General features: G+C 43.9%; 12 protein-coding genes. All 12 read right to left on the bottom strand.

Translation table 11 applies throughout. From position 1 onward, the window contains the following. Positions 1-37: 37 nt before the first annotated feature. Positions 38-169, bottom strand: coding sequence for a gallidermin family lantibiotic (locus tag KB186_RS00695; RefSeq protein ID WP_173609174.1), 132 nt, complete (start codon positions 167-169; stop codon positions 38-40). Positions 170-430: 261 nt separating this feature from the next. Beyond that, positions 431-1,867 carry a sensor histidine kinase gene (locus KB186_RS00690; RefSeq protein WP_232772890.1) on the bottom strand — a complete coding sequence of 479 codons (1,437 nt, stop codon included), beginning with the start codon at positions 1,865-1,867 and terminating at the stop codon, positions 431-433. After that, positions 1,868-2,521: a response regulator transcription factor gene (locus KB186_RS00685; RefSeq protein ID WP_173609176.1), complete on the bottom strand. Its 654-nt coding sequence runs from the start codon at positions 2,519-2,521 to the stop codon at positions 1,868-1,870. It lies immediately after the preceding gene. A gap of 87 nt (positions 2,522-2,608) precedes the next feature. Continuing rightward, complete coding sequence (locus tag KB186_RS00680; RefSeq protein WP_221866919.1) at positions 2,609-3,403, bottom strand: hypothetical protein; 795 nt, start codon at positions 3,401-3,403, stop codon at positions 2,609-2,611. Between the two features lie 305 nt (positions 3,404-3,708). Continuing rightward, entirely contained in the window at positions 3,709-5,892 is a 2,184-nt protein-coding gene (gene katG, locus KB186_RS00675; protein WP_232772889.1) for a catalase/peroxidase HPI, read from the bottom strand. Between the two features lie 354 nt (positions 5,893-6,246). Further along, on the bottom strand, positions 6,247-6,843 hold the full coding sequence (locus KB186_RS00670; RefSeq protein ID WP_232772888.1) for a class I SAM-dependent methyltransferase: 597 nt from the start codon (positions 6,841-6,843) through the stop codon (positions 6,247-6,249). Positions 6,844-7,181: 338 nt separating this feature from the next. Continuing rightward, the gene (gene pepT, locus KB186_RS00665) at positions 7,182-8,429 is read right to left on the bottom strand and encodes a peptidase T (RefSeq protein ID WP_232772887.1); all 1,248 of its coding nucleotides are present in this window, start codon (positions 8,427-8,429) and stop codon (positions 7,182-7,184) included. A 273-nt stretch (positions 8,430-8,702) separates the two neighbouring features. After that, positions 8,703-9,257: a dihydrofolate reductase family protein gene (locus KB186_RS00660; RefSeq protein ID WP_221866923.1), complete on the bottom strand. Its 555-nt coding sequence runs from the start codon at positions 9,255-9,257 to the stop codon at positions 8,703-8,705. Between the two features lie 167 nt (positions 9,258-9,424). Continuing rightward, positions 9,425-10,267 carry a diaminopimelate epimerase gene (dapF, locus tag KB186_RS00655; protein ID WP_232772886.1) on the bottom strand — a complete coding sequence of 281 codons (843 nt, stop codon included), beginning with the start codon at positions 10,265-10,267 and terminating at the stop codon, positions 9,425-9,427. 31 nt (positions 10,268-10,298) lie between these two features. Continuing rightward, the gene (locus KB186_RS00650) at positions 10,299-11,282 is read right to left on the bottom strand and encodes an ABC transporter ATP-binding protein (RefSeq protein ID WP_232772885.1); all 984 of its coding nucleotides are present in this window, start codon (positions 11,280-11,282) and stop codon (positions 10,299-10,301) included. Beyond that, entirely contained in the window at positions 11,279-12,274 is a 996-nt protein-coding gene (locus KB186_RS00645; protein WP_232772884.1) for an ABC transporter ATP-binding protein, read from the bottom strand. The genes KB186_RS00650 and KB186_RS00645 overlap by 4 nt, the downstream gene beginning before the upstream one ends. Before the next feature lie 36 nt (positions 12,275-12,310). Next, complete coding sequence (locus KB186_RS00640; protein WP_232772883.1) at positions 12,311-13,204, bottom strand: ABC transporter permease; 894 nt, start codon at positions 13,202-13,204, stop codon at positions 12,311-12,313. Between the last annotated feature and the right edge of the window lies 1 nt (position 13,205).

Here is a 13,205-nt window from a genome sequence, read left to right as displayed (position 1 = left end):
ATCGCTTATCGCGATGCTCCTCCAGCGTCAAACTAAATTAGCAGCAGTTGCTTTGGCACCAAGTAACTGAGCAGAATGTAGTGCAGATGATGTCGCTCACTACTGAATCCGATTGTACTTGATTTACCTCTTTTACTTGAACATCCAAATCAAACAGATCGTTTTGCATTTTTTGTTCCTCCTCAAATTTTAATATTCGTACCCAGAACTTCACGCGCGTTTGTAAGTGCTTGGTTACGCTTACAATAATAAAATAGTAATTATTACCAGTAAAGGGTATTTTTTAAAAATTCATAGAGTTTTTTTATTTTTTTACTCTTAACGTTTTTTAAACAGAAAAAACCATGTCTCATTGAAAAAAATCCAATGAACATGGCTTGTCTCTCGTCACAAAGAAATCGTCTCAAGAATTTCCTCTTGCTCCCGGTTGTTAACAATGAAAAACCAATTGGATAATAGTACCTTCACCGAGCTTACTTTCTATTCTTATTTCAGCGTCATGAATGTTAGCTATCTCCTTACATAAAGAAAGCCCGAGCCCGAGGCCTCCTCCATTCGCTCTCGATCTCGATTTGTCGGACATAAAGAATGGCTCAAAGACTTTGTTTATGTCGTCATCAGGAATACCAATCCCTGTATCTTTCACTTCAAGAATAATTTTTGACTCCGTATCTCTGTATGAGCGTAGCAGTATTTTATCGTTGTTCTTCGATGCTTTAATGGCATTGTCTATCAGGTTTGCAAGTAAAATTTTCATCAAATCCTTATCCATGAAAACACTCAGATTCTCCGTCGATATTTCCAGATCGATATTCTTTATGTTCAGCTTTGGTATAAAGGAATGTTTGATTTCCACAAAAAGCTCGTCAAGATTTCCCTTTTTTAACTCATAGTCTTCTTTTCGCAAAACAATGAGCTCCATAAGCTTAAATGTCAATTTCTCTAGCCGCTTTCCTTCTTCATAGATAAAGCTTAATGAGTTGATATAAGTCTCTTCATCATATTTATTTGTCCGCAAATAATCCGCATAGCCTATGATCGAAGTTAAAGGAGTCCGAAGTTCATGTACCAGGTTATCGATAAACCTTTGCTTGTCTTCTGAAGATCTTTTAAGCTGGTTTACTTTATCTTCTACATCAACGGCCATCATATTGAAATTTTCCGCTAACAGTCCGATTTCATCCTTCGATTTGACCATGACTCTTTCGCTGAAATTCCCGCCTGCAATTATTCTTGTTGACTGGATTAGTTTATTAATCGGTTTTACGATATACATGCTCATGATGATGGTAACGATGACCAAAATTACTGAAATAAGAGCATTTAACTTGATTAAAAGGCTTAATAGGTCTTGTCTATTTTCATAAACACTCGAAATATCTTTCACGTAAGAAAGCTTATAGTGATTATTTTCCAAATACATATTCTTCGCTATAAATAAGTACGTCTTTTCCCCTAGATCCCGTATGATGTAATTTACTTTATCGGATGGGATGTTTAATTCTTCTCGATTCGTAAGAGTTATCTTGTTATTTTTAAAATGGCTAAAAATGACTTCGTTTTTCTCATCTATTACATCCAAATACACATCCTGTTCTCCGAGGTTGTCCAAGTACGTACGAATCATGGAATCTATGTTTGCTTTGCCAACTCCTTCTGCAACTGGGGTTGAAGACTTTTGAACTTTAAGTAGATATAGATTTGATTCTAAAGAGTTAGCAAATCGATCTTGTTCACTTATCCCGGAACGGATCTCCATATTGAGATTGAGTTCAAAGCTGCTATTAATAAGGTAAATGGATGCTGGTACAAAAAAGATTTCGAATATGATTAATGTACATAAAAATATCCGCTGCCAAAATTTCATTTATTCCTCCAGCCTATATCCCAGTTTAAATACTGTTTTAATTTCCTCTTTCCATCCCAGCTTTCTTCTTAGCTTTTGTATATGGTTGTCAATCGTCCGAGTCTCGCCAACGTAGTCATATCCCCAAATTTTTTCTATGATTTTTTCCCTCGTTAACACGATGTTTTTATTTTGCACTAAAAACACCAATAATTCGAACTCCTTCAAGGTAAGCTCTATCAATTCACCGTTCTTTTTCACCTTCATTTCTTCCAAGTATACTTCTGTGTCTTTAAAATTTATGATGTTGCTTTTTTTATTGTAATGCCTTAATACATTTTCAATCCTGGCGAGTAATTCAATTCCTTCAAAGGGTTTCGTAATATAGTCATCGACTCCTGCTTTTAATCCATACACCTTATCTGTGACAGAACTTTTCGCAGTTAAAAAAATGACAGGTATCCCTAAAGGTTTAATTTTTTCAAATAAAGTAAATCCATCAACTTTCGGAAGCATGACATCCAAAAGTATGAGATCAAAACGATCTCTTTCAATCACATTTAGGGCTTCCTCTCCATCAAAAACGATGGAACTCTCATAATTTGCCGTATTTAAATTCAATTTTATTAAATTTGCTACGGCGATATCATCTTCAACCACTAAAATTTTTATCATACAGTTTTTACCTCGTTCCTTTTGTAACGGTTAGATGGAGTAAGTACCATTTCGGGCACTTACTCCATCTAATCAATCCGCCAATTTTTAATTCACTTTCAGTCCTCTGAAATTCTCACTGTGGTCTTTTTCTTCGGAAGGTAGAGGGAGTAGTCTGTCATAATTAATCTCATAACTAGATACGGAATAATTCTTCAGACTAATTGTCATCTCTACATCTCTTCCATCTTCCAGGTTACAAAGAACACGTACGGTTCCGGAGCTAGCGGTCTTACTAACCTTCATCGTATTTTCCTTAACGTTTTTCTGTTGTTTACCAAAAAAGCTGATAACCGCAGTTTTAACTTTCGCATCATCGATTGTTGTCTCTGAGCTTCGATCTTCATTAGTGAAAGCAGTTAAAGAAACAATTTCACCTGTTTTTTCATTTATGACAATGCGATTAGAAGATGGCATTGGCTGGTTTAAGTCTTCAGCACGAGCAAACTGTACCACGATAACATCTGCCGTTTCTTTTTTGGCGTTTTCTTTTAATACAGCTGCATCTTCTTTTGAATATAAATCCATAAAGAACTTAAAGTCTTCTTGGTTGTTCGTTCGATTTACATGCGCCTCACCAAAAGATTTCGCGTCAAGCTCCATGTAGTCTTTTAGAGCTTTCGTTGCCATTTTTACCGCTTCTTCATCACTAATCTTTCCGTTTGTTACTTTGACTACATCATTCGTAGTGGTTTGAGTTGTGCCATTTCCTTCTTTGCTTGCTAACGTTACGACTTTGTTTTTCGTAGATTGAATCGCGTTATCGCTTGCAAATACCGCTGCTGTAGCACCGCCTACAATTGTTAGTGCCATTGACAAAACGAGAATATTTTTTTTGTTCATGGTAATGCCTCCTGCAATGTTTTATTTTTGGTTTGGGCACGAAACCCTTGTTACAGGTAATAGAATATAGCGCTCATATGTTAAAAGTATCTTTCAGTTGTCTCCAAGTTGTAAATTCTATAAAAACCATTTCGTTCGTTGTTACAGGGAAGATTGAAAACCACCTGGAGGCTTGCTTCAGATGGTTTCCAAGAGGGGGGTATTGCATTCCTACCATTCAATTACTAATACTACTATAGAAAGAAAAGCAAAGAACAGTATCCAACAACAAATACTGTTCTTTGCTTTATATTTTCAGATTATGCTTATTTAAGATCGAAACGATCTGCATTCATTACCTTCACCCATGCAGCAATGAAGTCTCGGACAAACTTTTCTTTGTTATCGTCTTGGGCATAGACTTCTGCAATGGCACGCAGAACAGAGTTTGAACCGAACACGAGGTCAACAGCAGTCGCTGTACCCAAGAGTTCACCGGTTTTGCGATCACGTCCTTCAAATACGCCACCGTCTACTGGCTTCCACTGTACGCCCATATCTAGCAAGTTAACAAAGAAGTCGTTCGTGAGTGTACCTACCCGATCCGTAAATACACCGTGTTGTGTGCCCCCGTGGTTTGTACCAATAACACGCATACCGCCAACAAGTGCCGTCATTTCAGGAGCAGTCAGGTTTAGTAGCTGTGCCTTGTCTATCAGGAGTTCCGCAGGACTGACACGATATTGCTTCTTCTGGTAGTTCCTGAAACCATCAGCAATTGGCTCGAGCACAGCAAAGCTTTCTTCATCTGTCTGCTCTTGGGTAGCATCGCCACGTCCTGGGGCAAAAGGAACCGTTACATCAAAGCCAGCATCCTGTGCAGCTTTTTCTACTGCGGCGCTACCGCCCAGTACGATCAAATCGGCCATACTGACTTTTTTACCAAAGTCCTCTTGAATGACTCCCAGGATCGTAAGCACCTTTTCAAGTTTTTTCGGCTCATTGACTTCCCACTCCTTCTGGGGAGCAAGACGGATGCGCGCTCCATTCGCGCCGCCACGCATATCCGAGCCACGGAAGGTACATGCGGAAGCCCAAGCCGTTGTTACCAGCTCGCTGACGGTAAGGCCAGAGTCTAAAATCCGTGTTTTCAGTTCTGCTACATCGGCATCTGTTAATTCATATTCAGCAGCGGGTATAGGATCTTGCCAGATAAAATCTTCTTCTGGAACTTCTGGACCTAAATATCTTGAGCGAGGTCCCATGTCGCGGTGTGTGAGTTTGAACCATGCAGTTGCAAATGCATCTGCAAACTCTTCTGGATTCTCATAGTAACGACGTGAAATCTTTTCGTATACTGGGTCCATACGCAAGGCCATATCCGCAGTGGTCATCATCGTTGGAACACGAACGGACGCATCTTCTGCATCCGGTGCAAGATGCTCATCAGCAGGATTTACAGCAACCCATTGGTGTGCACCTGCTGGGCTCTTGGTCAGCTCCCATTCATATCCGAACAAGAGTTCAAAGAATCCATTATCCCATTGTGTCGGATTCGCAGTCCATGCACCTTCAATACCGCTGCTGATGGCGTCGCGACCTTTACCGGAACCGTGTGTGCTCTGCCATCCTAAGCCCATTGCTTCCAAAGGAGCAGCTTCCGGCTCTGGGCCTACAAGAGCAGCATCTCCTGCGCCGTGAGCCTTCCCAAATGTATGACCGCCTGCTACAAGTGCAACGGTTTCTTCATCGTTCATTCCCATGCGTTTGAAGGTTTCGCGAATGTCACGAGCACTAGCAAGCGGATCTGGATTCCCGTTCGGACCTTCGGGGTTCACATAAATCAGACCCATTTGAACAGCAGCGAGCGGATTCTCGAGATCACGATCGCCGGTGTAACGCTTATCACCTAGCCATTCCTTTTCAGCACCCCAGTAAATATCTTCTTCTGGATGCCAAACATCCGCGCGTCCGCCTCCAAAACCGATTGTCTTCCCGCCCATGGATTCAATAGCAGCATTACCTGCTAGAATATACAAGTCTGCCCAAGAGATCTTGTTGCCATATTTTTGCTTGATCGGCCATAGAAGTCGACGAGCTTTGTCAAGGTTGGCATTGTCTGGCCAGCTGTTAAGGGGAGCGAAACGCTGTGTGCCGGTTCCAGCACCGCCACGGCCGTCTCCTGTACGATATGTACCAGCGGAGTGCCAAGCCATACGGATAAATAATGGCCCATAATGTCCGTAGTCGGCAGGCCACCAATCTTGGCTGTTTGTCATTAGATCATAAAGATCCTGCTTGAGGGCCTGGTAGTCCAACTTTTTGAACTCTTCTGCATAATTGAAGTCTTCGCTCATCGGGTTAGATTTTCTGTCATGCTGATGCAGGATGTTCAAGTTCAACTGGTTGGGCCACCAGTGTTTGTTCGATGTAGCACTAGGGTTGTGATTCGTAGTGCTACCGTGCGAAAACGGGCACTTTCCAGTGTTAGCAGTTGCCATAGAGTCCATTTGTCCCTCTCCCGTCATTTAAATTAAGTATTAAATAATAATACTTCTAATTAATTTATATAGCAGTTAACAGGGGAAATCAACATCTTTTTGCTTTTTTCATCGTAAGGATTTATGGACAGTTGCGATTGGCATCTCATGAATACGATAAAATATATGAACTCTTTCATTTTCGATATTATGCTGATTCTAACGTATGCATGGACCTTGTAGATTATGATCTTGTCACCAGCTCGTTAGCCTCTTTTCCATGTGATTATGGTTTGTTATCAGAAAAAGCCCACTTTTCTCCCTTACGGAATGAGTGGGCTTTTAGTGCGAAAACGGTTCAACTTCGCTTACGATGATTCTCTATCATTTTCTTAATACAAGCTGAATGACATGGGCTAATCCAGTGTGTGCCTTTCCTGCGATACGCTCTTGTTCACCATAGAAGAAATGGAGCACCTCATGCCCTTCGCACCAAGCAAGAATATCTTTTGGTTCATATAGCATTTCACGTTCTGAAGGGCCGCCTGTACCATACTTTACTTGTTCCTCGGAAAATACCTCAAGCATGAGAATTCCTTTAGGCCTTAACGCCTTTTTCATTTTATTAAGAACCGTGGTTTGAGCGTCTTTTTGGAAATGTCCATATACCATAATGGCAGCGTCATATTCCTCTCGCGGGACATCTTCCTCCAACAGGTCAATTTTTTGGGTATGCACGTGAACGCGATGTTTGTGAGCCAGTTTTCTTGTTTTTTGCAATCCGCTTTCCGAATAGTCAATGGCTGTCACTTCAAGATTTTTTTTTGCTAAAAAAACTGCATTCCGGCCTTCACCCTCTGCAAACGCAATAACTTTTTGAGATTGTTCTAAGCGGAAAGCTTGTTGTTGAATAAATATGTTTGGTTCTTCCCCGTAGTAATATTCGTCTGTCTTATAACGCTCATTCCAAATATTCCCCATACTTACCGGCCTCCCTTTATGTCTTTAATGAGTGTAAAAAAGCAACGTAGCTACAAAACACGCTCTGGTTACTTACAATGACTATTATGGAGTTATTATATCTATAATATCTCTGAAACTTGTTCTGCGTCAATAGGTGACGATTCATGCCACCGTACGCACGTGCAGGCAGAGCGGACTTACCAGCGATATGGTAAAGGGCGAATCGTCTCTACTAGACATCCGCCCATTTCCCGCTTTGCTTCAACTTGATGAGAGCTAATGTAACAGCTGAATGCAAAACGGTCAGATAAAGACCCTTTATTTGGTCATGAAATCCAACGTTGGGGTACCCGTCTTCAGGCATGGGTCTTAAGAACTCTTTGCTCATGCAGCTTCACGATTTCGATGATGGTGTTCACAGCGTGCATCATGTTGTCAACGGAAACATATTCGAACCGCCCGTGGTAGTTTTCCCCGCCTGTGAAAATATTCGGTGTTGGCAACCCCATGTAAGATAGCTGGGAGCCATCCGTACCACCGCGAATCGGCTGGATACTCGGCACAATTCCGAGGTTTTCTAGTGCTTGCGTGGCAATGTCCACTACTTCCATTACAGGCTCAATCTTTTCCCGCATGTTGAAGTATTCATCTTTGATTTCGAGTTCAATTCGATTTTCTCCGTATTTTTTCTGTAATTCTTCTACGATACGAGCCAGTTCGGACTTCCTCTCCTGAAACCGATTGCGATCGTGGTCCCGGATTAAATAGCGAAGCTGCGTTTGCTCGACGTCACCTTGAATGGAAGACAGATGATAGAAGCCTTCGTAGCCCTCCGTCTCCTCAGGAGCTTCGTCAGCCGGCAGCTTTCCATGCAGCTCCATGGCTATTTTAGCGGCGTTAACCATTTTCCCTTTGGCCGAGCCGGGGTGAACGTTCTTCCCTTTACAAATAATGGTCGCTGATGCCGCATTAAAACTCTCGTATTCGATTCCGCCAAGAGGGCCGCCATCCATCGTATAGGCATATACTGCGTCGAAGGCGGAAACATCAAATTTATCTGGGCCTCTTCCGATTTCTTCATCCGGGGTAAAGGCCACTCTTACTTTCCCGTGTTTCAGTTCTGGATGGCGAATCAGATAAGCCATGGCGGTCATGATTTCGGCAATACCGGCTTTATCATCAGCGCCAAGCAATGTGGTGCCGTCTGTCGTGATTAAGGTGTGGCCTTTGTAACCAGCCAGCTCTGGAAACTCGCGCGGCGAAAGGACAATATTCAGTGCTTCATTCAAGACAATGTCTTGGCCGTTGTAATTTTCAATGACTTGCGGCTTCACGTCAGCGCCGGTAAAATCGGTGGCCGTATCCATATGAGCAAGAAAACCGATTGTGGGTATTTTTTTATCTGTATTGGACGGTAGGGTTGCCATTACATAACCGTTCGAATCCATCGTAACTTCCTGCATACCTATGGCTTGTAGTTCGTCAACAAGCATTTGGGCCAGCACGAGCTGCCCTGGTGTTGAGGGGCACGTTTCGCTGTTCTCATCGGATTGTGTATCAACTTGTGCGTAAGAGATGAATCTATTCATGATCTCCGTTTTCATGGTCTTATCTCAGCTCCAGTACAATTAGTCAAACCTATTTTAGAATGAAGCAATCTCGTGACAAATTCTACCACGATCCCCATCGATTCTTCAATCAATAGCCTGATGCTTTCAAATGCCCTTCCATTACGTTTCTAGACAGTTAACTAAATGCTCCCAGCCTCATCGAAATTCGTTTTGGCACTAACTCTGAAAAATAAACCAACGGCGAACCAAGACCTGAAAATATAGTCTTAGACTCACCGCTGGTTTGATTGAAATTTCTATCCAGTATTACTTCCCATTCCAATGATAAATGAGTTGCACAACGCCAGAGGAGAACGTTCGTGTTTTCACCAACGTTAGATTCAACCTCTGTTTTATATCCATAAACAACGGTTTTCCTTCACCTAAAATAACAGGGTGAACAGATAAACGAAATTCATCTACAAGTTCTAAATTGATAAAAGTTGTCATAAGACTAGCTCCACCATATAGCCAGATATCTTTCCCAGGCTTATTCTTTAGTAGGTTTACTTCTTCAAGAATATTATCATTGATGAATATTGCTTTATTATCCGTCCCTTTTTGTGTCTTGGAAAACACATATTTTTCTTTACTATGAACCAATGACCAAATCTCTTTTTCAGTATCTGTATGTTCATTTTCCGGCGTAAATTGCCCCCATAAATCATAACTTTTTCTTCCGTATAGAATCGTGTCTATTTCATGTAAGAAATCCACAAACCCCATCTCAGAGTCCATTATGCACCAATCAACTTCTCCATTTTTCCCTTCAATAAACCCATCTAAAGTAACAGCTAAATCTACTATGATTCTTCGTTTCATGAGTGGTTACTCCTTTCGTTGATCTACCACCCATTTTAGACCATTAAACATGTCACCTTGTGTCTTATTCGTCATACAAAAAAGCTCACTTCATTGGCGATAGATGGACCATGCATGTGGGGAAAACGCGGTTGCCCCGGTTATACATTCTCCCTTACCACGCGTTCTCATGTCCATGCATCGGGCAATAAATGTCCTTCTGCTACCAGCTTTGAGTTGCCTTCCAAGTAAACGGATTCGGCAGCATAATCTGTGAGATGGTAAGAAATTCTAAGTGGTCCCCCTCGAGTAAGCAGGTTTACAGAGGTGTCTACATGTCCTAAAACACCTGCAATGATTGCTGCAGCAGTCGATCCGGAACCGCACGCGTAGGTCTCTGCCTCTACTCCGCGCTCATAGGTTCTGATGCGAAGCGTTTGCCTATCAATCGGTTCCACAAAATTTACATTCGTACCATTGGGAAACTGCTTCTCATCATTTCTGACCATTCGGCCCCATTCTCTGAGCTGGTCGTCCGTTATCGCGAAAACATTTTCGACAAACCAGACCGTATGGGGAACGCCGACAACACCGTAGTGGTAGACGCTATTCGGTCCGTCCCACTCATATGGTTGATTCAGCTTCAGCGCTTGCAATTGAACGTCGGGGAGCTTGACCTTCACGCCGTTTTGATTGAGCTCTGCCTGATAGATGCCGGCCATCGTTTCGAAACTCATCTTCGTCTTGGCTGCTCCGATTTGGTAAGCAAAGCGCGACATGCACCTTGCACCGTTGCCGCACATTTCTCCTTCACTGCCATCTGCGTTAAAATACCTCATCTTAAAATCGGCGATGTTGGAGTTCTCCAGCAGCATGAACCCATCCGCACCGATTGAAGTGCCTCGCCTGCATACATGTTGGACAAAGGCTGAAAGCGCAACCTCGTTCAACAGGCCATCGCGATTGTCTACTATAATAAAGTCGTTGCCACAGCCATTCATTTTTGTAAACGGGATCCCAAGATCAAACATTTCGCTCCTCCTTTTATCTGATTTACCTTGCTTAAGAAGGATCGATTGCGCGAAATGATTGATAGAGATGACAAGCGACCGATTGCCCTTCTATTTCACTGAGCTTTGGCAACTCGACTTTGCAAATTTCCATGCTGGAACGGCAGCGCGGATGGAATTTGCATCCCTTCGGAGGATTAGTCGGAGACGGGAGATCCCCCGATAACACAATTTGCTCTCGTATATCATCAGGATCGGTAATGGGTTTGGCTGAAAGCAACGCTTGTGTATAGGGGTGCAGCGGTCGTCCAAATAGCTTCTCTTTCTCAGCATACTCGATGATTTCACCTAAATACATGACCGCCACTTTATTGGCAATGTGCTCAACTACGCTCAAATCATGGGAAATGAAGACATAGGTCAAGGAAAATTGTTCTTGTAAATCCTGCAGCAAATTAAGGATTTGCGATTGAATCGACACATCTAGTGCGGAAACAGGCTCATCTGCGATAATCAGCTTTGGCCGAAGAATCAGGGCGCGGGCGATGCCAATTCGTTGTCTTTGCCCTCCGGAAAATTCGTGAGGATAACGAGATAGATGCTGCTTGCTCATGCCGACAATCTCAATCGTTTCTTCCAGTAGCGCTTGTCGATGCTGTCGGGGAATACCATGCGAAATCAGTGGTTCCGTCAAGATGTGCCCGATCGTTAGTTTCGGGTTCAATGTTTCAAATGGATTTTGAAAAACCATTTGCATATTTCGTCTAACTGCATGCATTTCATTTTTGTTCATTTTTCCTATTTCGTTCCCTTGGAAACGAATCTCGCCTTGGACGGGCTCCAGCAAACGCAGAATACATTTTCCCAATGTAGACTTTCCGCAGCCTGACTCCCCGACAATCCCCAGCGTTTCTCCTTCATAGACGCTCACATCAATCCCGTTTAGAGCATGAACATCATGCGGTTGTTGAAGCCACCCTCTTTTCAAGCGAAACAGCTTGCGTAGTCCTTTCACTTCCAGGATTGGAGTCGTCATCCACCTACCACCGAGCTTTCCTGTACATGCCCCTTGTCTTGGGTAAATAACCAGCATCGACAAGAAGAATACTGATCCACTGGACGGAGAACGGGATTCTGCTCCCAACATATCGCCATCGCTCGATCGCATCGCGGGGCAAACCTGCACCCATTGGGTTTGTTTTCCGGTGTCGGCACACTACCTTTTATGCTGTGAAGCCTCTTTGTGCGTTGCCTTGGTGTCGATTGGAGCAAACCTACGGTGTACGGGTGCTTCGGATTGCGCAGCAACGACCGTACGTCCGCTGTTTCAATCGCTTGTCCCGCATACATCACCATGACGCGGTCGCACACTTCAGCGATCACCCCTAGATCATGCGTAATCATGATCACTGACATGCCGATATCCCTTTTGATTTTTTTGATCAGATTCAAGATTTGCGCTTGAATGGTCACATCCAATGCGGTCGTCGGTTCATCAGCGATCAGTAATGACGGATTGCAAGCGATCGCCATGGCAATCATCACCCGTTGCCTCATTCCTCCTGACAAACGGTGCGGGTAATCCCTGTAAATCTCTTCCACTCGGGAGATGCCCACCACCGTAAGCAAATCCAGTACCCGTTGCTTTACCGCCGCTTTGCTTTCCCCCTCATGCGCGTGCAGTACCTCACTGATTTGTCGGCCGATCGTCAACACCGGATTTAACGAATGCATCGGTTCCTGAAAAATCATCGCCATTTCCTTGCCTCTGAGACTGCGCATCTCGGCTTCACTCAGCGCAAGCACTTCTTTCCCGTTGAATCGAATGCTTCCAGTCAAAGTGGCATTATTGTCCAACAGTCGCATGAGCGAGAGCGAAGTGACGCTCTTGCCGCACCCCGACTCTCCGACAATTCCCAGCGTCTCCCCTTTTTTCACATGTAAATCAAGCTGATCAACCACCGTAATCGTGCCCGACTCTTTCGAGAATCGGGTTGTCAGCCCTGTCACTTCCAATACATTGTCCATCAATGGAATCCCCTCTCCCATCCTCTTATTGCCCTTTTACTTTTGCGTACGAGGATCAAAAATATCACGCAAGGCATCTCCCAGTCGGTTTACAGCCAACACGACAATGGTGATGGCCAATCCCGGGTATGTCGCTAGCCACCAGGCATCGGACAAATAATCTTTTCCTTCATTCAGCATGGTCCCCCATTCGGGTGTCGGCGGCTGCGCGCCCAAGCCGATAAAGCCCAATGCAGCCGTATCGAGAATCGCTCCCCCGACGAACAATGTCATGTAAACGAACAATACATTCGTAATATTGGGGATCACCTGAAAAAGAATGATCCACCAGCTCGGCGTGCCGATCGATCTGCTGGCTTCCACATATCCAGACGACATGATGACGAGCGTCGCTGCCCTGATCAGACGTGCAAAGCTGGGAATGGAAGAAATGCCGATTGCGATCATCGCATTGGTTTGACTCGGTCCAAGCGCCGCGACAATGGCCAAGGCCAAAATGATCCCCGGCAAGGCGAGCAAAATATCCATAATCCGCATGAGCAGGTGATCAATGAATCCTCCCACATACGCACTGATGACACCAATCATCGTTCCTGCCACTACTGTGATGCCGACCGCCATGACAGCAACCACAAGCGTAACGCGCGTTCCGTATAAAATACGGGAAAGCAAATCGCGGCCGATCGCATCCGTTCCGAGAACATGCTTGGCAGACGGTCCTTGCAAAAAGGCATCGTAGTTACTTTCAGTAGGGTCATAAGGAGCGATCCAAGGCCCGACGATTCCAATCGCAGATATAAGTAAAAGCACCACCAAGCTTAGTTTTGCTGCTCGCTGTTTCTTGATTTCCCCCCAAAATGCAAGCGTGGGAAACATCGGGGATTTGGCATGCGTCGCCCCATGTGCGGCGGTTTTGCTCACATCATTCAAT

This window comes from Brevibacillus sp. AF8 (assembly GCF_021270385.1).
In the GTDB taxonomy this organism is placed as follows: Bacteria; Bacillota; Bacilli; order Brevibacillales; family Brevibacillaceae; genus Brevibacillus.
This window is presented reverse-complemented; position numbering and strand designations above follow the sequence as displayed.